The sequence below is a fragment of the Roseburia sp. 1XD42-69 genome, from assembly GCF_003612565.1.
Taxonomy (GTDB): Bacteria; Bacillota; Clostridia; order Lachnospirales; family Lachnospiraceae; genus Roseburia_B.
Genome location: NZ_RAZG01000024.1, coordinates 20534 through 44266 on the forward strand (window position 1 = coordinate 20534; position 23733 = coordinate 44266).

Sequence of the window (23733 nt, forward strand, 5' to 3'; positions counted from 1 at the left end):
CTCCTGTTAAACTTTTAAATGTTTCCGAATGGTAATCCAACTGCCTAAAAATCCGATGCCCACTCCCAATACCAATCCCACAGGGACTAAGGTGTGGAATACTTTCTGGGCAGGAAGGAAGTTCAAGAGAGAACTTAAAAAACTAAACTTGTCCGATATGTAAAACACAACCTTCCGGTAGAGAAAATAAAGGAGCGCCAAAGGCACGACAGAGCCAATTAGCCCAATCAAAACCCCTTCCACCACGAAAGGCGCCCGGACAAAATAATCCGTGGCTCCGATTAACTTCATTATCCCAATCTCATCCTTGCGCACGGCAATACCTGTGGTCACCGTATTGCTAATCAAAAAGACCGCCACCAAAAGCAGTATGAGGATAATACCCACAGAAATATAGCCAATCAGACTGTTAAAATCTGTCAGTGTGCGGCCTGCCACTTCCGAATGGCGCACTTCCCTGACCCCGTCTAACCCTTCCAAAAAATCCACCAGCACAGGCTGCATAGATATATCGTTCATATAAATGGCGTAACTTGCAGAATTTGCCAGGGGATTATCGTCTGCAAAGCCTGCCGCTGCCTCCGCATTATCTCCGAAATAATCTCCTTTAAATTCTTCCCAGGCCTGCTCCGGGGATATAAATTCATATTCGGAGACCTCCACACGCTTTTTTATCTCCTGCCCTATCGCATCAATCTGTTCCTGGGTAATTCCCTCGTCAAACAAAACCGTCACCGCCATCCCGGACTCCGCCTCTTTCACCATAGCCTCAAAGTTTGTTACAATGGCAAAAAAAAGGCCGAAAAGAAAAATACAGGCCGACATGGTAGCCATGGACGCCAGGGAAAACATTTTGTTTCTCCAAATATTGGAAAAACCCTGTTTAATCGTATATCCTATTGAACTAATCCTCATTGAAATCACCGTCTACGTCGGATATAACGACGCCTTTCTTCATGGTAATCACCCGCTTATTCATGATTTTAACAATATCCATATTGTGGGTAACCACCACCACCGTTGTCCCCCGCTCGTTTATCTCCTCCAAAAGCTTCATAATTTCCCAGGCATTGTTGGCATCTAAATTTCCCGTAGGCTCATCTGCCAATAGAATCTTTGGCTGGTTCACAAGGGCCCTGGCTATGGCCACCCTCTGCTGCTCCCCGCCGGAGAGCTGTCTGGGATAGGACTTATACTTTGCAGCTAGTCCCACCATGGACAGCATCACAGGCACTTTTCGCTTTGATTCTCTCACGGATGCCCCGATAACCCTCTGGGCAAAGGCCACGTTATCATAGACATTCCTGTCCTTTAACAGCCTGAAATCCTGGAAAACCACCCCTAAATTCCTGCGGAATTTTGGAATCTGTTTGTGGCGGATGGCGCCTAACCGCCTTCCGTCCACAATAATCGTTCCCTCTGTGGGCTCTAATTCCTTTAACAAAAGTTTAATCAGCGTGGACTTTCCAGAGCCGCTGTCCCCCACAATAAAGACAAACTCTCCGTCTGCAATTTCAAGATTTACATCATTTAACGCCGGCACCCCGGCACTGTATGCTTTGCTCACATTTTCCAGCTTTATCATGTATGCCTCCTAATCCTTACTAACCGCCGGAATATTTCCGGGCAATTCCTTAATAATCCAAGGACTCCATATACTTCATGTACTTTACTACCATCAGGGCAATCTTAAAGGTGATGGCATCCTCAAAGACACGAAGGTCCAAATCCGTACTTTTTTGCAGTTTGTCCAATCGATATACCAATGTATTTCTGTGAATGTACAACTGCCTGGACGTCTCGGACACATTTAAATTGTTCTCAAAAAACTTATTTATGGTGACAAGGGTCTCCTCATCAAAATCGTCCGGTGACTTGGAATCGAAAATTTCTTTGATAAACATTTTACACAAGGGTATGGGGAGCTGGTAAATCAGGCGCCCGATTCCCAGGGTGGAGTAAGCGATGATATTTTTCTCCTCAAAGAAAATTTTACCCACGTCAAGGGCCATCCTGGCCTCCTTATAAGAGCGGGACACGTCTTTGATTTCCCCTACAATGGTCCCGTAAGCGATATGGATGTCGCGCTCCGCATCTCCCCGGAAGAGATTTAAAATCACTTCCGCCGTCTTATTTAAATCCTCGTAGTTTTCATTCTCAGAGAGTTCCTTTACCACAATAATACTCTTCTCATCCACCGCTGTGACAAAATCCTTTGACTTGCCCCCGTAAATGCCCCGTATTTTTTCCAGTTCATTTCCCTCTTTGTCACGGTTCAACTCAATAATATATACCACCCTGCGCACTTCCGTGTCAATATGAAGTTTTTTGGCCCGGTTGTAAATATCCACCAAAAGCAGGTTATCCAAAAGAAGATTCTTAATAAAGTTGTCCTTGTCAAACCTTTCTTTGTAGGCTACCAGAAGATTTTGTATCTGAAAACTGGCAATCTGCCCAACCATATACACATCTTCACTGTCTCCCACGGCTAAAAGCACATATTCCAGCTGATGCTCATCAAACACTTTAAAAAACTGACAGCCGGAAATCACCTGGGAATCTGCCGGCGATGCAGCAAATGTCTCTGCCGGCTCCACAAAACGTTCTGCGTCGGGAAATGTGGCTGCAAGCACTTTCCCCTCTGTATCGATAATACATAAGTCAATTCTGGTAATTCCCTTCAGACCATCAATCGTGCTCTGCAGTATTTGATTTGATATCATAGCTTATTCTCCTTTTTGCCCCCCATACGGACCCCGAAATTTGGTATGCAGTCCGCAGACCGCTCTACACGGATATACAACTTTCACAATGAAGCCCCCGTAAATCTTCTATTGTAGATACACCTATCTGCTATTTTAAACTAAAATCACCAAAAAATAAAGAGGAAATACATATTTTTTTATGCACTTCCTCAATTTTTTTCATCTTTTTCTGTTCAATTCTTTTGTCTATTTTTCCTAGTAGTTTTTTTGTGAATCTATATACCACATCATGTGGTTTATAAAAAATCACCATACCAGATAGGCTTTAACGCAAATTCGTCTCTATAAACCCCTCGCCGAACACTTCCCTGGCATCTGACACAATCACAAAGGCATCCGGGTCAAATTCCGCCACAATATCTTTCAATTCCACAATCTGTTTCCGCTCCACCACACAGTAAAGCACACATTTTTCCTGTCCGGAGTACATTCCCTTTGCAAAAAGCCCTGTCACCCCCCGGTCAAGACGCTCCATTATGGTTTTCGCCACATCCTCCGCCCGGGCAGTAATAATAAAAGCCGTCTTTGTGTACTTCATTCCCTCCATCAGGGCATCCGACATTTTTGAAGTGACAAAAATGGCCACAATTGCATAGAGCGCCGCCTGAATCCCAAAGACATAAAGCCCCGCAAAAACCACAAGGCCGTCAATCACCTGCATAATCTGCACAACGGAATAGTGCCGCATCTTTTTTTGCACCAGCACAGCTACCATATCCGTGCCCCCTGTGGTTGCCTTTGCCAAAAGCACAAGTCCCATGCCTATACCTGAAATCACCCCTCCAAAAATCGCAGCCAGGATATAATCCCCCTTTGCCAAATCCCCAAGGGGAATAATATACAGCCATGCGGAAAGCATAAGCGTGCCAAAGAGGGTCTTTCCGATAAAACGTTTCCCTTTTACACGGTACGCAATGAGAAACACCGGCACATTCAAAACAATATTTGTTAACCACAGGGGAATCCTGCCCCCTGAAAGGCTCTTTACGATAATGGCGATGCCGGTAAATCCGCCTGTGACCAGCCCCACCGGGTCATAGAGCCACTGAATTCCCATGGCAACCATTGCTGTTCCCAAAAGCAGCAATAAGTAATCCACATAGTAAGGACGGTTACTATAGAGTTTCATTTTTTCTTTTCCTGACTTTCTTTTTCATATTTCTGCACTGCATGGTAAAGTTTCCCACGCAGGGCCAGACTTTTCACATGGCTTCCAATGGCGATTCCCTCTGGTTTCCGATTGTACCCCGGACAGAGGCCAAGCCATATGCTTAAACTTAGTTTGTCCTTATGTTCTAAAATAAATTCTTCTTCATAAGGGGAAGTCATTGCAGAAATCACCATATCCGGCGTGGTGCTGTTAATCTCATTTACAATGGCGTCCAAATCCCCGCCGCACTCCTCAAGGGCATAGCTGCCCTCTATTTTAAACCTTTCACTCTCACCCTGAAAGAAATCCTGCATTTTATCCACTTCCGCCCTGGTCATGGCCAGAAGAAATACACGTTTTTGATTTCTCACCACCCGACGGATCATTTCATATAAAAATTCATTGTTCCTGATTTCCCGAATCCGCTGCACAGATGCCTGCTCTTTTCCTCCCAGCAGCTCTTTATCTCCAATCAGAGTTAAATCCGCCTGCCTGAGGCAGTCCCTGATGCTTGGATTTGTCTCTGACAGCAAAATCTTTTCCACCGTAACTGTCTCTATAATATTTAACGCCGAACTGCTCAAAAAAGTATCTAACTGCAGCAGGGCCTCCCTCACTGTATAATTGTCAATACTTATTCCCAATACTTCTATTTTCTTAACCATATATTCCCTTATCCATCAGTTTTTCCACTCTATATATTTCCAGATACATGCAGTAGTATATCAAAAAGCCTGGGGTTTTTCAACACAAAGGTTTTACAAATGTTTTTCCCCCAGAGAAATGACAAATTTCTACAATTCTTACTATTTTCTACAAAATTTCCTTATTTTCGCACAATTTCCTTTATATTTTCACATTTGAAATGTCAACATATTTTCCGCTTTTTTTTCAAGACCCGTCAAGTTTATTGTAAACTGACAAAACGCCCGTTCTTATTTTACCCCACTTATACCCTATTATTTATGTACTTTTTTGTGGATAAAGTGGATAACTTCGTGTATAACTGCTTTTTTTCGATAATCTCAATATTTTCTATGTGGATAACTTTGGGTTTTTATCCACCGGTTATCCTCGACCTTTTTCGACACCATTCTGATTTTGTGCATTATGTATAACCATATCTTTTTCCCAGGCTTCACCGGTTTTCCAAAATGAAACTTTGGCTGCAAAATTCTATTTTTCCGCAAAAAAAGAGAGCATGTCCTGCATACTCTCTTTTTATTAGAATTCTGTTAGAATATCCTTCTAATTGCCACGATGGGCCTGTAGTTTACTGGTGAAGTATATTTAATGCCGCCTTCCGGTGTGCTGGCATGCACGATGGTATTATTGCCGATGTAAATTCCCACATGGCCGCTGTAACAAATAATATCACCGGGCTGCATATCGCTTACCCCGTATCCCACGCCCTGGAGAGCGGAGGAAGAATGGGGAAGACCCACGCCGAATGCCGCATAGACAGACATTACAAATCCGGAACAATCTGCTCCATTGGTCAAACTGGTACCGCCGTACACATAGGGATTGCCCACAAACTGACATGCATAGTTGGCAACTGCGCTTCCCGTAGAGCTTCCTGCACTGGCTTTTGCACCGGATCCTGCGGAGGATTTTTTCGCTGCCTTTTCAGCCGCTTTTCTCTCTGCCTCTTCCTTGGCAAGCCTTGCCTCCTCCTCTGCTTTGGACTCTGCCGTAACAAACTCTGTAGACATTTTCACGTAGTCATTGGAAACATAGCCGTCTCCCTTTTCAACGGATACCTTTGTCCATCCGTCCACGCTCTCGTCTGTCACTGTAAGCTGTTCCTGATCGGGAACCATCTCCAGCACATCAGACTCAGTGGTTGGCTCAGTCCTCACAAATAATGTCTCTGTATCTACGGTCGCCACACGTCTGCTCACCTGTTTTGCCAGATTTTCATCTCCACAGACTACAAAATCACTTTTTACATAACCTGTTACATTCCCGGAAGTGATTTTATACCAGCCGTTTTCTTCCGCCTCAACAGTGGCTGCCGAATTATTGTACAATTTTCCCACAACCTCGCCTTCCTCAGTAGCGGCATCCCTTACATTGACAAAATTATCCACCTGGGCAATGGCTATATTATCATAAACAGACTTTCTTTCTGTCTCTTTTCTCTGCTCCTCTTCCGCTTCTTCCTCTGCATCTAAAATGCTGTCTGCGATAAGCTGAGTAATCCCGGCTCCCACAATATCCACCGGCTGGGGTTCCCCTGAGGACGCATCGGGCTGTTCTTCCTGTGGCGCTTCCTCTCCCGGCTCCTCCTGTGGGGATTCGCTTTCCTGCTCATTTTGGGAAGGTTCTGCGGGCTGTTCTTCCTCTGAAGACTCGGATGCCGCTCCCTCTTCCGTGTTCATGCTTTCCGCAATCTGCTGGGTAATCCCGGCCCCGGAACTTTTCTGGGAATCCTTTTTTTCGGAATCCCTCTCTGTATTTTCCGATGCCTCTGTATCCTGTAACGCTGACGCCGTAATATTTGTCATTCCTGCCACAGGTGCCTCTGTGGCAAAAACGGCACTGGGCGATGCTGTCAAAACTACAGTAGCCGCCATACAACATGCTGCCATCTTAAGCGTTTTACGATTCATATTCATGATAATCTTTCCTCCAATACTGATGTACCTCTTGTACATTTGAGATTAGTTTGTCCATTTTTCTCATATCTGTTACAAAATTGTTACATACTCACCGTGGCTATTATATCAAATCGTATTTACTCCGTCAACCACATTCTATGACATTTTTTTACAATATTCGGATACTATTTTCCGTTATTTCAATTTTATGTTCCCGGTACAGACGCCCCACCGCCCGTTTAAATGCGGCTTTGCTCATGCGAAACTCCCGTTTGATAATCTCCGGGGATACCTTATCGTTAAAAGGAAGCACACCTGCGTATTCCTGTATTACCTCAAGCACTTTCTCCGCATCTGCGTCCATTTGAATATACGCTTTTTCCCGCAGGGTAAGATCCAGTTTCCCGTCCGGTTTCACATTGGAAACTTTAGCCTCTATCACATCTCCGATGCGCAGATGGCTGCAATCCTCAAATTTGGGTATCATGGCAGAATATCTGTCATCCACTGCAACAAAGGTTCCAAAATTCCCCCCTGTCTCATACACCCTGCCTGTGACTGTATCCTCTTTTTTATAAGGGGCGTCTTTGTCTAAAAGGTCATATATGCCTTTCATGCTTGCACAAAGCCTTCTGCTCTTATCAATATACAGGGTGACTAAAATTTCATCCCCCTGCTTTACTTTCCCCATCATTTCTTTATATGGAAGAAACAGGTCTTTTTCCAGTCCCCAATCCATAAATGCCCCAATTTTTCCCACTTCCTTTACAGACAGTGCCGCAAATCCTCCCAGCACCAGACGTGGTTCCTTGGTGGTGGCAATCAGCCTGTCCTTGGAGTCTTTGTATAAGAAAACTTCCAGTTCATCCCCCGGCCCGATTCCTGGCGGAACCTGTTTCCCCGGAAGCAGGACTCTCGTTTCATCCCCCTGGTGTTCTGCAAGATAAATCCCAAATTCAACAATTTTTACTACGGTCAGCTTTTGTTTTTCACCTAACTTCATTCTAATTCTCCTCTATAAATTCCAGGACTGCATAGGGTTTGCCCTCCTCATTCTCCAAAGATACCGTCACCTGGTTTTCTTTTACGCCGATGCGGGGATAAAAGGTATCCGCCAACACAGCCGCTTTCCTATATTCTGCCCTCAGTTCTCCTATTTTAAAACCTTCCGGGAGATACTCCTGGCCTATCATAACGTATTTACTGTTATTCACATGCTGATTTGTATCTATATGAAATTTTTGAACTGGAACCGGAGCTGCTTTTTCCCACTCACCTTCCAGGTCTAATTTCCGTCCTGCCTTCTCCATCTCCAAAGGTTCGTCCATGGAATACACTGCGGCAAGCTCCTGGGGAATCCTTGCAGGGCGCATTTTTTCTGTATCCATGTAAATCCATATGGAATTTGCATATGCGACGACTCCGCCCTGTTCGTCCACAACTTTAAAGTTCCGATAACCGTAAAATCCCTTGCACTCATATGCCCAGGTGAAGGCAGTCACCTTTTCCCCCAAAAGAGGATAGCGCTTTACGATAACCTGCCAGGAGGACAGCACCCATGCCCGTTTTCTCTCCTTTAGGTAATCCATGCCAATCCCCAGATGCTCTGATTGGAAAATACAGCAGTCCTGCAAAAGCTCTAACAGCGCCGTCAATGTCATATGCCTGTGAACGTCCACTTCGCTGTATCTTACCACACTTTCAAAACCATACATATCTGTCTCCTCTCCCTATCACAAAATTCCATTCCCGGAATCTCCAATCCTGCCATCCCCTGCCCTTGAGGGCTGGAAAGAAAAAAACTCAGTAGACATATCTACTGAGTTTCGGAAAACAGGGCTACAAGGATTCGAACCTTGAAATGACGGAGTCAGAGTCCGTTGCCTTACCGTTTGGCGATAGCCCTTCATCTATTGCTGACAAGCTTTCCGCCGTCAACAATAGATATTATATAGCAACCGAAAACAATAGTCAAGTATTTTTTATAATTTTTTTTACAAATTCATCCATCTGATTTCATTTGGCGCCAAAGATACCTGAAAACTGGTCCCGTCCCCGATATAGACCGTGCTTGTCTGCGGCTCGTAAGTATTGTTCACTACACAGTATTTGTGGTTGACCACATAGGCATGTACATCCACATTATAGTTTGTACTGTACCAGCGTTTTACTTCCTCCTCCCCATGGCAGCTGTAAAGTACAGCCCGGTAGAGGATGCGGCTGTTTAAAAAGTTGTAGGGAAGCCCGGAAATATATACGCCCCGGCCTTTTCCAAAATCTCTTGCCGCCATCTGGACACTGCCGTCTGCCACTGCCAGAACTTCCGTTCCCTCAAGGGCATAAATATTCCTTTTCCCCTCCCCAAAGTCCAGCTGTGATGTTTCCGCATCTTCCAGAATAAAATGCTCTTTTTCCTGCCAGTTGTATTTGTCATAGCCCAGGGTAAAACCGTTTTCTATCTCCACACCAAGGATATCCCCAAGCTGAATCAGCCTGCCCTGGTGCATGGTGGCAGAAGGCTCCCCCACTCCGATAAAACCGCCCCCCTCTGCCACAAATCTTCGGATAAGGGTTAGGATTGTCTCATTTGTCCAGTAGCTGCCGCCGCTTTGGGCTGTATCCATATCTCCAACGTTGATAATCACGTCCACACCGTCAAGAATATGGGAATCCTTTAAAATGTCCTCAAAGCTGATAAAACACACATCTAAGGGAGCACCGGAGAGCGCTTCAAGAACCCCTGCATAAGAATAGTTCTGTTTGTGGTAAATGGCATGGTGCTGCATATGGCATCCCCAGGAACGCATTTTTCCAAAACAGTTTAAAACTGCCACTTTCTTTACGCAATAGGGCGTGGTTCCCTTTGCATTCTGGTAAAGAAGCCGAAATTCCTCACACACGGATTCCACATACTGTATAAAATCAGGAAAATCAAGAGCCAGTTTTAAATATCCCCCGTATCCAATCCGGTCTATCGGGCTTCGCAGTATGGCCCGGCGGGCAGTGACCCAGTTTTTCTTGGCCTCCTCTAAAGGTTTCCCCCCCTCATAGAAGGTATCTGGGAAGAGATAGGGCAGCAGCCTTCCCTCTGTGTACTTTACTCCTTTGATATCGCTGATTAACCGCAGGGTAGATCCATTTCCCACAGAGCCTACCACCGCATCGATGCCAAGGGTCTGAAATTCCTCCAGGTAAGGTTCTGTGCCAATCCAGTGATCCCCCAAAAACATCATGGCTTCTTTTCCGTACTCGTGGCAGATATCCACAAGTTCCCTCACAATTTTTGCAACTTCCCTCACTTGGAATTTTTGAAAATCCTTGTACTCTTTTGTGGGAATCCTGTACTGGTTGTTGTAGTATCCCTGGTCGATAATATACTCCGGCCGGAAGGGATATCCCGCTTCCTTTTCGAACTGTTCTAAAATATAAGGGCTTACAGAAGCGGAATACCCAAACCAATCCACATATTTTTCCCTTGCCTCCTCGTCACAGACCAAGGTAAACTGATGGAAAAAGGTGGTAAAGCGAATCACATTTACATAAGGGTGCTCCTCTATAAATTTTCTGAGACGTTTCAGGGTAAACTCATGGGTCAGGGGCTGGCGCACATCAAAGGTCATCTGCTTTTCCACATTGTCCCAGCTGTTTACCACCGCATTATACATGTGCACCGGGTCCCACATAATATAGGCGAGAAAACTTACAGTGTAGGCGTGATATGCCTTTCCATATACTGTTACTACCCCTTCCTTATAATTCCAGTCCGATACAGGCACTACTTCCCCTGTGGTGCGGTCAATCACCTCCCACCACCGCTTAATGTCATCCCTGACGTTTGGCTTTAACATATCCGGATAAATCCCCTTCATAATGGGAATCTCCAAATGGCTGTCCATAGCTGTGTACTGAGGCGTCATAATATAACACTGCTGAATCTCCTGGGGATGGGCATTGGCCCACCCATTGTCTTTCCGGGTGGTATAATAGGTGGCATATATTTTCGCATCCACCTCCTTTAGCTTTTGGGGAAATTCCGTGCCGTCACAGTCCCGGATGGCATCTGCGCCCCATTTTTCCATTAAATCCAATGTCTCCTCCACTACATTGATATCCGTTGGAATGGTCACTTGTCCTCTCATAAAAATACCTCCTCCTATTTAATCATCAGAATCATTGTCATTTTTCTGATCTTCCTTCTGATCTTCTTTCTGGTCCTCCTTTTTATCATCATCTTGTTTCTTGTCATCATTTATATCTTCTTTTTTGTCGTCATTCTTATCTTCTTTGTCCTTCCGCACTTCCCCATCCTCAAAATCTATATCCGGCAGATTCACCGGCTCCTGCTGAGGTGTTGTGTGCAGGGGACAAGTGTTTGTTGTAGAGCCCTCGCTTAACAGGTAAGGCTCATCTGCGGAGCCAGGCGTACCCCCTATAATATATACGCCGCTGACACGGTTTGGACAAAAATCTGTTGCCAGCATGCCGGATTCCGCACACACGGTAACATTTACATGGTGGTCGCAGTGTTCTGTGGGGACTGTTCCCTCTGCAAAATACTCGGTCTGAATCATACTTCCCCTGGGATCACAGTCACAAAGTCCCGCAACTGCCAGTTTCCCGGACTTTTTGCACACAGTTGCCGTGGTAATGTCCGATGGCATAACAAAATCTTTATACTCCAGATTTTCATGAATCCGGCTCATTACAGCACGCCAGATTTTCTTTGGGTAGGAAGTCGTCCCCCCCGCCTGGGGCGTGTTGTCATCATATCCCCCCCACACCACACAGGTATAATAAGGCGTAAATCCTGCAAAAAGAGCGTCTCTGTTCTTTGTGGTAGTTCCCGTTTTACCGGCGATTTCCATATTGGGAAAATTAACGGCGGTTCCTGTACCGGAAGTTACCACATCTTTCATAGCGTCTGTCAAAAGCCATGCGGTGGAGGACTTTAATACCCCATGGGTCTGGGGCGTATTGTCAATCAGCACATTTCCGTCATGGTCCAAAATCCTGGTGTAAAATCTGGGGCGAATATAAGTTCCCTCATTTGCTACCGAAGCATAGGCCGCTGTAAGTTCCAGATTTGTCACACCGTTTGTAATACCTCCCAGGGCAAGAGCCTGGTTATTGTCATCATCTACCAATGTGGTAAATCCAAAATCCTGGAGATAACTAAACCCTAGATTTGTACCGATTTCTGTTAAGGTCTTAACTGTCACAATATTTATGGAATGGGTTATGGCCTCCCTTAAAGGCGTAAATCCTCGGAAGGAATTGTCGTAATTCCGAAGGGAAGTGCCGTTTTCATAGGAGTAGGGGGCATCGTCCTGGACAGAAGCCAATGTCAGCCCTCCGCTGTCCAATGCCGGGGCATAAGCCGCCAGTACCTTATAGGTAGAGCCGGGCTGCCTGGTGGTGCTTGCGGCACGGTTTAATGTCTTGCTGGCTGTTTTATCCCCTCTTCCCCCTACCAGTGCCACAACTTCACCTGTGGACTGGTTAATCACAGTCAGGGCGGTCTGGGGCTGCAGGGTATACGTGATACTTTCCCCGTTTTCCACAATCTTATCTCCCGGCTCCATAATTTCCGCTTTGTAGGCTTCTATGGCAGCACTTGCCTCCTCCTGGGATGCAAAATTTACGCTGTAGTCTGCATTGTGTGCCTGATAATAGTACAACATCGTCTGTTCGCTGTAATTTTTGTAGCTTCCGTCGGCTTTTTCCACTGTCAGACGGTAAGAGAAAGAATACTTCGGCGCTGTGGGGTAATTTTCCAGATTGTTTACCTCTTCGTCACAGATCGCCTGAATGGCCGGATCCTGGGTGGATTCAATCGTGAGACCGCCGTTGTACAGCGCCTTGTACGCCTGAGTTTCTGTGTATCCCAACTGGTCGATAAAATCCTGAATTACCTGGTCGGTAAGGGCATCCACAAAATAAGATGTCACGTCCTCCTCCTCTGTCTGGGTATTTACCACCTGGATTCTGTCATACACGTCGTCTTTCATGGCGCTGTTATATTCCCCCTCGGAAATGTAACCCAGCTTTAACATATTGTTTAGGACTTTTTCCCGGCGCTCAGCGTTTTTATCCGGGTTGCTGATGGGATTCAGCCTGGAGGGATTCTGGGTAATGCTGGCAATTACCGCACTTTCCGACAGGTTCAGCTCCGAGACATCTTTTCCAAAATAACGCCTGGAAGCAGCCTGTACCCCCAGAGTATTCTGCCCCAGGTTGATTGTGTTCAGATAATTTTCCAAAATCCAGTCCTTGGACACTTTTTTCTCCAGCTGAATTGCCAGATACTGCTCCTGAATTTTTCTCTGAAGCTTGTCAGCAAAAGAGGATTCACTGGTCCAGCTGGTAAACACATTGTTTTTCAAAAGCTGCTGGGTGATGGTGCTGGCTCCCTCGGAAAATTTTCCGCTGGTAATTCCTTTTACCCCGGCACGAAGGATACCCTTTAAATCAATTCCGTTGTGTTCATAAAAACGTTCATCCTCAATAGCCACAATGGCATGCTGCATTTCTATGGGTATCTCATCTATAGTCGCATACACACGGTTGGATCCTGTGGCCACTAAAGTAGCTGTCTGTTTGCCTTCCTTATCCAAAACAGTGGACAAAAAGCCTGTCGGAGTCGCATCAGCCAAATTAATCTCCGGAGCGGCGTCAATTACGCCTTTCATGAGCCCGAAACCTGCACATCCACCTACGATAATGAATGCAAAGAGGCAAAACAGCAAAGTCTTTAAAAATATTATGCTGAATTTTTTCCGAATCATAGTACCTTTGGAAGTCAGTTCTTTTTCACGCTTCTTTGTACTATTTTTTCCATAGTTCATAATAAGCCTCCTTTTTCATATAACGCATCTATTATAACAAAAAGTTTCCTATAATTAAAGAAAATAATGTGAATTAATTTGTAACGAACATACTCTATACTCTGATAGGTTTTCCTTTTTTCCGTTGATTCAAACATAAGGGAATGATATAATCGTAACAGTTCCTATTACATATTATCAGACAAAAGGAGTTTTCATTCTATGAAAATAATTTACACAGGTGGAGAAGGAGAAATTGTAGAAAAGAAATCCCGTTTCATCGCGACGCTCCGCCCGGTACAGACAGAAGCGGAAGCCATCGCATTTATTGGGGAGATGAAAAAGAAATACTGGGACGCCAGACATAACTGCTCCGCCTTTGTCATAGGAAAAAACCAGGAAATTTCCCGGTGTTCCGACGACGGGGAACCCAGCCAGACAGCAGGGCGGCCTATGCTTGACGTTCTTTTAAAAGAAGAAATCCACAATGCCGCCGTGGTGGTGACCCGGTATTTTGGGGGCGTTCTCTTAGGAACGGGAGGATTGGTGCGGGCTTACCAGAAAGCTGTCCAGGCAGGCCTTAACGGCTCTGTAATTTTAGACATACAGCCTGGCCAGAAACTGGCCGTCCACACAGATTACAACGGACTGGGAAAAATCCAGTACCTTTTGGGCAAAGCTAAAATTTCAATTATAGAAGTGGAATATACAGACCAGGTAATTATACATGCCATGATTCCACTGGAATTAAAAGAACAAATACGGAAAAAAATCACCGAGGGGACAAATGGGACTGCAATGTTTGAGTGGCAGGAAAGTGTGAATTTTGCTGTGTTGGAGGGGGAGGTTATCACACTTTAACAGGAAATCATAAGCCTCACACTATTTTACTGTCACCTTTATCTCCTTTGACACTCCGTTATTGGCAATGACAAAAATACTGCAGGAACCTTTTTTCTTTGCCCGGATTTTGCCCTTCCTGGTAACTTCTGCCACTTTCTTGTCATTGGTATAGTAGCGAAACTTATCCGTATGGGCTAAGAGTTTCTTTTTCTTATTTTCCGCCTTGGCACTGGCTTTAATCTGAAAGGTCTTTTTTGCCTTTAAAGATACCTTTGTCTTATTCACCGTAATGCTTTTCACATTGGTACTCTTTTCCTGCGACATAGCCACATGGATGACGGGAGATTTTGACTGGTAAAACTTTTTCCCTCCTTTTATCTTATAGGAGACAATATAATACTTATACGCCCGGCTCTTTTTCAAATTCTTGTGAATATAACTCCGCCGTCCGGTACTCTTTACCGTCTTTGCTTTTTGATAATTTCTCTTTCCGTCACAATAAGACCAGTATACTTCATAACCGGAACTTCCGTTCTTTTTCTTCCAGGTCAGCTCTATGCCGTTCTTCCCTTTCTGCTTTCCGGTGGCAAGGAGAAGGGATAAATCTTTCCTGGCCTCAATCTGGTTTCCCGTCAGGTTAGACTCGTCGGGCTTATCGGGTTCATCCGGCTCAGGACTTGGGTCTGGTATGGGTTTCGGCCCCGGTGTAACCTCCGTGGAATTTGTCTCTGCTTTTTTTACCGTCACCGGAATATCCACCTCAAGGGATATATATTTTCCTGTATCTTTTGGCGTGTAGATGCCTTTAAATGAACGGGTTCCCACTTCTCCCACAAAAAGTGCAGAATCTTTCCACGCAAATCCCTCCGGCAGGATAACCTTTGCCAGGGTATCCCCTTCCGTGGCGGTTAAGCCCTGGGGAATGGTATAAGCAGGAACCAGCCTGATAGGTTCAAAATAAATGGTGGAATTCGAAAGTCTTCCCCCCTTTACCGAAACAGACGCCCTTGTCTGCTTTGGCTCAAAAATAAGTTTTGTTCCATCGCCGGATAAACGGCAGTTATTAAATTTTTCCAGAGTACCATACAGCCTATGGTTCCCATCCATAATATTCTTTAGAATTTCCGGCATCTCACATTCCAAATCCGGTGCAAAATTGCCTGAAATATACATTTTCTGCCGTTCTAAAGTAATGTTTTTACTCTCCAGGCCTGCAAAGTCACTGATCCTATTCTGGGAAAAATCAATGGATATGTTGTCCCTTAAACCGCGAAAAGCCTGGAGCGAAGTAATTTTAAGAGCTGATAAATCCATTTTCTTCACCAGTGGAAATCTCTCCGGGAGCAGCGCCAGCTTTTCCATATCAGTAAAATTGTTTTTGCTGTTACTGTATATATTATAGGAAATTCCAGCCACATCATGAACTTTAATCCCCAGATTAAGATCCTCCAAACCAGCCAATGTCCCCTGGCTCATATCAAGCAACGATGACAGGGAAGCATCTGTAAGTCTGTTATCCCCCAGTGACAGACTTATTAACCCCCCCCCCCGTATTTTTTATAAAATCAATATTCGTCAGCCCGCAATCATCCAGCCACAACGTTTGCAAGTTTGGAAAGTTAGCCCTGGTAATCGCATCACAAGCGCCGTTGGCAGACAGGTTATTTTCTGACAGGCACAAAATACTTAATTTTTCTAATTTTAAATTCGGAACCGCAGTCATTTTCGTATCAACCAAATATAATTGGGACAGTTTTTGCCTCTGGTTCAGTAAATTATAATCAAACCCGGTAAGATTACAGGTTTCCAAATACAACTCTTCTAAATTGTCGCAGCCGTTAATCAGCGTTTTTAAAACCTCCAGGGAATTGTCCTTCGTCATGTCCACCCGTTTTATTTCAATAGATTTCACTTTCTCCATATTCAGGGTAATTTCCTGCTTCCCCTCATCTTCACCAGCCAATGCACCTGCATTAGACCAAGAACTCTTATTAAAGTGGTACAAAAGAGCATCATACAACTCCTTATTTTTTACCGTAAGAGTGGTTCCGGAAGCCCCCGCCGCAAATACTTCTGTCTGCATCCAAGGAAATAAAGGGCATACCATAAAAATCAGAGCCGCCATCATCCCAAGAAATAACATTTTACTTTTGGTTTTCATACTTTTTCTCCTAACGTTCTTGCCTTGTTCCGTATCCCTCTCTGATTCTTCCCGTCATAAGAAGTTACGTTTCTGTTCTCACCACAATTTTTTCTATTATACTAAATACCTCTCAAAAAAGCAATAAGGACATTTTCCAAAATTAGGTTCCTGCATTGTTGTGATTTGCTGCAACAAGCAAAAAAATCCCCCTGGCATTTGCCAAGGGGGGATTTTTTGTGGATTTTACTCCACATCCTGCAAGGCCTCTCTGTCCTCTTCCCCGGTACGGATCTTAACCACCTTCGCCACATCGTAAACGAAAATCTTTCCGTCCCCGATATGCCCGGTATAGAGCACTTTCTTTGCAGCCTCCACAACATTTTCCACAGGAATCTTGCTCACAACCACTTCCACCTTTACCTTCGGCAGCAAAGTTGCATCCAGTTCCGCACCACGGTATCTCTCTCCGGCCCCTTTCTGGATACCGCAGCCCATCACCTGGGTTACCGTCATTCCTGTCACGCCCAAATCATTCATGGCCCGTCTCAGCTTGTCATACCGCGACAGTTTTGCAATAATTACAACTTTGTAGATACCTGTAGTCTGGACAGGCATAGATACCACTTTCACTGCCGCGTCCCTCTTTACCTGGGAGGCTGTCTCGTAATCCGGCGCCCCAAGGTCTGTGTTCTCATTGATATCCATAGTCATGGTGTTGGACACATCCATCAGGGAAAATCCGGAATAAGCGGAGGGCAGGCCGTGTTCTGTGATATCCAGGCCCAAAATTTCCTCCTCCTCAGAAGCCCGAAGACCAATGGCTGCCCGGATTGCCAAAAAAGTAATGGTGATGGCCACTGCCGTAAAGGCAATAATGCTTGCCGTTCCAAAGAGCTGGATTCCCAAAAGCTTAAATCCACCTCCATAAAATAAACCTTTTCCCACAATCTGGTTTGCCCCAAAGTTTACTCCGTCTCCATAACCTCTGGCAAATGCCGGAGCGGTGTCCGTTGCAAAAAGACCCACTGCAATGGTTCCCCAGATGCCGTTCATCATATGTACCGCAACAGCTCCCACCGGGTCGTCAATGCGGAGTTTTTCATCTAAAAGCCACACGCCGAAAACCACCAGAAGCCCTGCCACAAATCCGATTACAATCGCCCCAAATCCATCTGTCACATCACAGGAAGCCGTAATCGCCACAAGCCCTGCCAGGGATGCGTTTAAGCACATGGAAACGTCCGGTTTCCCAAATTTCACCCAGGTAAATACCATACAGACTACCGTTGCAATAGCCGGGGCAATGGTTGTAGTCACAAAGATAGAGCCAAGCTCTTCCACAGTCGTTGCCGCTGCGCCGTTAAATCCATACCAGCCCAGCCAGAGGATAAATACCCCAAGGGCGCCGATGGGGATGTTATGTCCCGGAAATGCGTTTACTTTTGTAATATTTCCCTGTTTGTCTTTAGAAAACTTGCCGATACGGGGACCTAAGATTTTTGCCCCTATCAGGGCGCAGACACCGCCTACCATATGGATACAGGCAGATCCTGCAAAATCGTGGAACCCAATCTGGGAAAGCCAGCCGCCGCCCCAGACCCAATGGGCCTCAATGGGATAAATCAGTGCGGAAATCACGCCGGAATAAATACAGTAGGATAAAAATTTTGTCCGCTCCGCCATGGCTCCCGACACAATGGTTGCCGTTGTGGCACAGAATACCAGGTTAAAAACAAAATTGGAAAAATCAAAGTCAGCATAGCTGGTAAAAATGTCAAATCCCGGCTTTCCGATAAATCCCATAAAATCTTCCCCCAGCAAAAGGGAAAATCCAATAAGAATAAACATCACAGTGCCGATACAGAAATCCATCAGGTTTTTCATAATAATGTTACCGGAGTTTTTTGCCCTGGTAAAACCTGCCTCCACCATGGCAAAACCTGCCTGCATCCAGAATACCAGCGCCGTTCCAATTAAAAACCATACGCCGAAAATGTTGCTCTCTACGACTTCCATAATCTCATTTGTCATAATATTTCCTCCTCATTTTCACACATTTTCTGTGATATATGGACAGCTAAAGCACATGCAGATTTGCTGCTATTTTCCTTCTGTGCCCCCTGTAAATAAAAAAAGACACGTCCCCCCTTCTCCACAGCTTTGTGGTTCCAAGAAAACGCATCTTCTTTTTTATAGCTTATAAATAAAGCTCTTCATGCAATCCGATATCCTAAACTTCAAAAATCAAATCACCGTAGGAAGGCATTGGCCACATATCCTTATCTACAAGCATTTCCAGTTTATCCACAGGAGCCCTTAAGGCATCCATAGCAGATTTCACCGTATCCCTGTAGAACACAGCCTGTGCTCTTCCCTCTTCCATAGACGCTCCCTGCTCTGTCACATCCTGCAGGGCTGCAAGGGCTTTTTTGGTATCGGAGAGCAAATCGGACACCTCCACCAAAAGTTCTTTCTGCACGCTGATATCTGCGTCCCCGCAGGCTGCAGCCACAGCAGAAAGAGATGTGGCAAGGGCCGTGGTATACTTGATGACAGCCGGGATAATCTGCTTTCCGGCAATGTCAATCATAGCCCTGGCTTCTATGTTAATCTCTTTTGCATAGGTCTCGTACTCAATCTCCACACGGGAATCCAGCTCTGCCTTGGTAAACACGCCGAATTTTTCAAAAAGTTTCACGGATTTTTCCGTATTTAAAGCCGGGATGGCATCTACCATGGACTTAATGTTGGGAAGACCACGCTTTTCTGCTTCCTCCACCCACTCGTCGGAGTATCCGTTGCCGTTAAATACCACCCTCTGGTGCTCTGTGGCATACTCTTTAATCAGGTTGTGGACTGCCATCTCAAAATTATCTTCCTCCTTAGCCTTTTCCAGAACATCGCAGGCCTCGGAAAATGCCTCTGCAACGATAGTGTTTAACACCACATTTGGCTGTGCAATAGAATCCTGGGAACCCACCATACGGAACTCAAATTTGTTTCCTGTAAATGCAAAAGGTGAAGTCCTGTTTCTGTCCGTGGCATCTTTCATAAAGTCAGGCAGTGTGGTAACCCCTGTCTCTAACTTGCTCCCTTTTAAACTGTGGGTTGCAGAACCGGTACTGATTAACTGGGTAAGCACATCCTGAAGCTGCTCTCCCAGATAAACGGAAATAATAGCGGGGGGCGCTTCGTTTGCCCCAAGCCTGTGGTCATTTCCCACATCCGCTGCAGATTCCCTTAACAAATCGGCGTGGATATCTACCGCTTTTAAAATACAAGTCAGAACCAAAAGGAACTGTACATTCTGGTGGGGCGTTACCCCCGGATCTAACAGGTTGATTCCGTCGTCTGTGGTAATAGACCAGTTATTGTGTTTTCCGGAACCGTTCACCCCGGCAAAAGGTTTCTCATGGAGAAGGCACTGTAAGCCGTGACGCCCTGCAATCTTCTTTAATGTCTCCATAACAAGCTGGTTGTGGTCAACAGCCACATTGGCGGTTGCATAAATAGGAGCCAGTTCATGCTGTGCCGGAGCCACCTCATTGTGCTGGGTCTTTGCGGAAACCCCCAGTTTCCACAGCTCCTTGTTTACATCCCGCATATATGCCGCAATCCTCTCCCGGATAGCCCCAAAGTAATGGTCATCCATCTCCTGGCCCTTAGGAGGCATTGCCCCGAATAAAGTACGCCCGGTGAAAATCAAATCTTTTCTCTTTAAATATTTCTCCCTGTCCACAATAAAGTATTCCTGCTCCGGACCTACGGAGGCAGTTACCTTTTTGGAGGTCTGGTTGTCAAATAACCGCAGAAGGCGGATTGCCTGTTTGTTTACCGCTTCCATGGAACGCAGCAGCGGTGTTTTCTGGTCCAATGCCTCCCCGGTATAGGAACAAAAGGCAGTTGGGATGCAAAGAGTTGCCCCGGCAGCATCCTGTCTCACAAAGGCAGGTGAGGTACAGTCCCATGCGGTATATCCTCTGGCCTCAAAAGTAGCCCGAAGTCCCCCGGAGGGGAAGGAAGAGGCGTCCGGCTCCCCTTTAATCAGCTCTTTCCCGGAAAAACTCATAAGGACTTTTCCGTTTTCCATAGGTGCGGTGATAAAGGAATCATGCTTTTCCGCCGTTACCCCTGTCATGGGCTGAAACCAGTGGGTATAATGGGTTGCTCCCTTTTCAATAGCCCACTCTTTCATCTCATGGGCCACCACATCTGCCGTAGCCAAATCAAGCTCCCTGCCCTCACTGATGGTCTGTTTCATTTTCTGATACACTTTTTTCGGCAGGCGTTCCTGCATCACTGCATCATTAAATACATTTTCTCCAAAAATTTCAGATACACTGTAATATTCCCCGGCTCTTTCCATATCAAATCCTTCCTTTCCATTTTTATCGTCAAATGTATATGCCCCTGCACAAGCAGCAAATTTCTTTATGTCCTTATGTAGGCCTACATAATCGGGCAGGGAAGATTTTCTTCCCCTGCCCGCCGTGTAACGGCTGATTTCCATGTGCGCCCCTGCACAAAAAAGGGTATTCCAAATACACTTGGAACACCCTTGTTCTTTTCATCAATTAGCATATTTCATTTGCTGGTAATAGGATACAACAATCAAATTCAAAATGCAAGAGAAAAAATGCACAACTTTTAAGTGAATGCTTCTCACTATTTGTGAAAATTGACTCTTCCTTAAGCTTTTCCTACAGAGCCGAACAATTCCATTTTCTCTTTTACCGTAGCCTTAATTGCCTCTGCTCCCGGCGCCAAAAGCTTTCTTGGGTCAAATCCCTTGCCCTCCAAGTCTTTGCCAGCCTCAATATATTTACGTGTAGCATCTGCAAAAGATAACTGACACTCTGTATTTACATTAATCTTGGCAACACCAAGGGAAATCGCTTTCTTAATCATATCCTCAGGAATTCCTGTACCGCCGTGAAGAACCAAAGGCATAGCTCCTGTAAGCTGCTGAACGGCATCCAGTGTCTCAAAGCTAAGTCCTGCCCAGTTCTCCGGGTATTTGCCGTGGATATTTCCGATTCCTGCTGCCAGCATGTCTACCCCTAAATCAGCGATAGCTTTGCATTCCTGGGGATCTGCACACTCTCCCATACCCACAACTCCGTCCTCTTCACCGCCGATGGAACCAACTTCAGCCTCAATGGACATGTTGTTGTCATGTGCCAGTTTCACTAACTCCGTTGTTTTTGCAACGTTCTCATCGATAGGATAGTGGGAACCGTCAAACATAATAGAAGAAAATCCTGCTTCCACGCATTTTAAGCATCCTTCATAAGAGCCGTGGTCTAAGTGAAGGGCAACAGGAACTGTGATGTTCATCTCTTCCATCATTCCCTTAACCATGCCCACAACGGTCTTATAACCTGTCATGTACTTTCCGGCTCCCTCGGAAACCCCAAGGATTACCGGTGAATTTAACTCCTGAGCGGTAGCTAAAATGGATTTTGTCCACTCTAAGTTGTTAATGTTGAACTGTCCCACTGCATAGTGGCCGGCTTTTGCTTTGTCAAGCATTTCTTTTGCAGAAACTAACATAATTATCTCTCCTTTATATCCTAAATTTAACTCCTACGTTACATTATATCAATTCTTAACCATAATGTCTAGTGCCCTCTGTTCATTTCTCACAGTAACTTCTCTGGGTGCCCCTCCAAATTCCCCGTCTAAGGTCCAGGGGACTTCCTCCTCCGACAAAAAGGACACCTGGCTGCTCTTAAAAGAATGGATTAAATCCGTATCGTCAATGAGGTTTGTGAGGGATGCCAAAATTGCATTAAGCTCCACGGGATTTTTTGGCATATGGATAAGGGTTACTTCAAACACCCCGTCGTCCAGCTCCACATTTTTTCCCGTCATATTTTTAAATCCCCCCACAGAGATGGAGTTGGTTATCATGCCGAAAATAAACTCTCCCTCAAGAACTTCCCCGTCGTGTTCCACCCGCATATGATAGGATGCAAAACTGTGAAGGCTTTTTGCCCCCTCCAAGAGATATGCCGCATGGCCTAAAATATTTTTCCATTCCTGTTTGGTACTGTAGGAAACCTCCGTAAAAATCCCGAATGCAGCCACATAGATAAAAGGCTTCTCATTAAATTTCCCCACGTCGCAGGAAAATTTTCTGCCGGTTACGGCAATCTTTGCCGCCTTTGCCATATCTTTCGGAATTTTTAAAGAGCTTGCAAAATCATTGGTGCTCCCTGCAGGGATATAGCCTAAAGGAATCCTTTTGGGACACTTCATCATGCCGCTTACCACTTCATCTAAAGTGCCGTCGCCGCCGCTGCACACCACCAGGTCGTAATTTCCAGCCTGCTCAAAGGCCACCCTGCTGGCGTCGCTTCTCTCCTGGGTAGGATACACAGTGACTTCGTATCCCGCCTTCACCATAATGTCAACAATCTGCAAAAGTTTGCTCTTTATCTGTGCTTTGCCGGAATGGGGGTTAAATATAAATAAAAGCTTTTTCATAGATGATTACCCTTTCTGGAATTTTCAGCGCATTTCTTCCGCTATTTTTGATAACTTTCTCAGCCTGTGGTTCACGCCGGATTTCCCCACAGGGGGATTTAAATAAGATCCCAGCTCTTTTAAGGGGACATCCGGGTACTTAAGGCGCAAAAGCGCCATCTCCCTTAAATGATCCGGCAGGCTCTCAAGCCCCATATGGTCCCTGATGTACACAATATCCTCAATCTGCCTCACCGCCGCATTCACCGTCTTGCTGATATTTGCCGTCTCACAGTTTACCTGGCGGTTTACGGAATTGCGCATCTCCTTTACAATGCGCACATTTTCCAGATTCATCAACGCCTCATGGGCCCCCATGACATTTAAAAGATCCACAATGTGCGTCCCCTCTTTTACATACACCACCTGGTTTTTTTTCCGGGTAACGATTTTTGCATCCGCTTCAAAACTGTTCATAGCGGACTGTATCTGCTTTGCCTGGGGCAGGGAGGTGCAGACAATCTCAAAGTGATATCCCTTATTGGGGTTGCTGATAGAGCCGGCTGATAAAAAAGCCCCCCGGATAAAGGCCCGCTTACAGCAGTTCTGCTGAATTAAAATCCCGTCCACAACGGAAGTGTTCTTAAAGCAATGATTTGCTTTATCCCACAATTTTACTCCCTCAAGGACCTTTAAGGTTTCCTCCTGGGACATTTTTCTTTCCCGGGGCTCTATGTGAAACAGGCGTTCCAGCAATACCCCATACTTTTCCCTTACCAATTGGTTATCCGTCTGAAGCAAAAGGGAGACTTCCCCTTTTAAGATACTGACTTTCCCTGTATAATTTATGATTGCTGAAAGTTCCGCCAGCATACAGTGCCTGCTTTTGGCAAAAGACACCGCCAGTTCCTGTTTAACCTCACTTGAAAATGACATG

Annotated in this window: 18 protein-coding genes and 1 tRNA gene; 1 reads left to right on the forward strand and 18 read right to left on the reverse strand. The window is 45.4% G+C overall.

Translation table 11 applies throughout. From position 1 onward, the window contains the following. Positions 1–6: 6 nt before the first annotated feature. From ftsX to D7Y06_RS12905, 11 genes are all read right to left on the reverse strand, one after another. Complete coding sequence (gene ftsX / locus D7Y06_RS12855; RefSeq protein WP_120408193.1) at positions 7–915, reverse strand: permease-like cell division protein FtsX; 909 nt, start codon at positions 913–915, stop codon at positions 7–9. Further along, positions 905–1585 carry a cell division ATP-binding protein FtsE gene (ftsE, locus tag D7Y06_RS12860; protein ID WP_120408194.1) on the reverse strand — a complete coding sequence of 227 codons (681 nt, stop codon included), beginning with the start codon at positions 1583–1585 and terminating at the stop codon, positions 905–907. Before ftsE ends, ftsX begins: the two co-directional genes overlap by 11 nt. A gap of 49 nt (positions 1586–1634) precedes the next feature. Further along, entirely contained in the window at positions 1635–2723 is a 1089-nt protein-coding gene (locus D7Y06_RS12865; protein ID WP_120408195.1) for a PucR family transcriptional regulator, read from the reverse strand. A 307-nt stretch (positions 2724–3030) separates the two neighbouring features. Beyond that, positions 3031–3894 carry a YitT family protein gene (locus D7Y06_RS12870; protein WP_120408196.1) on the reverse strand — a complete coding sequence of 288 codons (864 nt, stop codon included), beginning with the start codon at positions 3892–3894 and terminating at the stop codon, positions 3031–3033. Next, on the reverse strand, positions 3891–4580 hold the full coding sequence (locus D7Y06_RS12875; protein ID WP_120408197.1) for a WecB/TagA/CpsF family glycosyltransferase: 690 nt from the start codon (positions 4578–4580) through the stop codon (positions 3891–3893). The genes D7Y06_RS12870 and D7Y06_RS12875 overlap by 4 nt, the downstream gene beginning before the upstream one ends. Positions 4581–5150: 570 nt before the next feature. After that, positions 5151–6536 (reverse strand): SH3 domain-containing protein, encoded by a 1386-nt coding sequence (locus tag D7Y06_RS12880; RefSeq protein ID WP_243119314.1) that lies wholly within the window; start codon positions 6534–6536, stop codon positions 5151–5153. A gap of 151 nt (positions 6537–6687) precedes the next feature. After that, complete coding sequence (locus tag D7Y06_RS12885) at positions 6688–7521, reverse strand: CvfB family protein (RefSeq protein WP_120408198.1); 834 nt, start codon at positions 7519–7521, stop codon at positions 6688–6690. Position 7522: 1 nt separating this feature from the next. Next, the gene (locus D7Y06_RS12890; RefSeq protein WP_120408199.1) at positions 7523–8233 is read right to left on the reverse strand and encodes an acyl-[acyl-carrier-protein] thioesterase; all 711 of its coding nucleotides are present in this window, start codon (positions 8231–8233) and stop codon (positions 7523–7525) included. Positions 8234–8352: 119 nt separating this feature from the next. Further along, a tRNA-Gln gene (locus tag D7Y06_RS12895) sits at positions 8353–8424 on the reverse strand. 88 nt (positions 8425–8512) lie between these two features. Then, positions 8513–10657 carry a 1,3-beta-galactosyl-N-acetylhexosamine phosphorylase gene (gnpA, locus tag D7Y06_RS12900; RefSeq protein WP_120408200.1) on the reverse strand — a complete coding sequence of 715 codons (2145 nt, stop codon included), beginning with the start codon at positions 10655–10657 and terminating at the stop codon, positions 8513–8515. A gap of 18 nt (positions 10658–10675) precedes the next feature. Beyond that, positions 10676–13363, reverse strand: a complete 2688-nt coding sequence (locus D7Y06_RS12905; RefSeq protein WP_120408201.1) for a transglycosylase domain-containing protein — start codon at positions 13361–13363, stop codon at positions 10676–10678. 201 nt (positions 13364–13564) lie between these two features. Between D7Y06_RS12905 and D7Y06_RS12910 the strand changes: the two genes are divergently transcribed. Next, on the forward strand, positions 13565–14203 hold the full coding sequence (locus D7Y06_RS12910; protein ID WP_120408202.1) for a YigZ family protein: 639 nt from the start codon (positions 13565–13567) through the stop codon (positions 14201–14203). Positions 14204–14224: 21 nt separating this feature from the next. Here D7Y06_RS12910 and D7Y06_RS12915 read toward each other — a convergent pair whose 3' ends face one another. The 7 genes from D7Y06_RS12915 to whiA form a co-directional block, all read right to left on the reverse strand. Further along, positions 14225–15637, reverse strand: a complete 1413-nt coding sequence (locus D7Y06_RS12915) for an Ig-like domain-containing protein (RefSeq protein WP_158591366.1) — start codon at positions 15635–15637, stop codon at positions 14225–14227. Positions 15638–15698: 61 nt separating this feature from the next. Further along, positions 15699–16346: a hypothetical protein gene (locus D7Y06_RS12920; RefSeq protein ID WP_120408204.1), complete on the reverse strand. Its 648-nt coding sequence runs from the start codon at positions 16344–16346 to the stop codon at positions 15699–15701. 225 nt (positions 16347–16571) lie between these two features. Beyond that, positions 16572–18359 (reverse strand): ammonium transporter, encoded by a 1788-nt coding sequence (locus D7Y06_RS12925; protein WP_120408205.1) that lies wholly within the window; start codon positions 18357–18359, stop codon positions 16572–16574. Between the two features lie 199 nt (positions 18360–18558). Further along, entirely contained in the window at positions 18559–20694 is a 2136-nt protein-coding gene (locus D7Y06_RS12930) for a glutamine synthetase III family protein (protein ID WP_120408217.1), read from the reverse strand. Positions 20695–21017: 323 nt separating this feature from the next. Further along, the gene (gene fba, locus D7Y06_RS12935; protein WP_120408206.1) at positions 21018–21881 is read right to left on the reverse strand and encodes a class II fructose-1,6-bisphosphate aldolase; all 864 of its coding nucleotides are present in this window, start codon (positions 21879–21881) and stop codon (positions 21018–21020) included. Positions 21882–21929: 48 nt separating this feature from the next. Continuing rightward, positions 21930–22817: a diacylglycerol/lipid kinase family protein gene (locus D7Y06_RS12940; protein ID WP_120408207.1), complete on the reverse strand. Its 888-nt coding sequence runs from the start codon at positions 22815–22817 to the stop codon at positions 21930–21932. A gap of 24 nt (positions 22818–22841) precedes the next feature. Continuing rightward, positions 22842–23732, reverse strand: a complete 891-nt coding sequence (gene whiA, locus D7Y06_RS12945) for a DNA-binding protein WhiA (RefSeq protein WP_120408208.1) — start codon at positions 23730–23732, stop codon at positions 22842–22844. Position 23733: the final 1 nt, after the last annotated feature.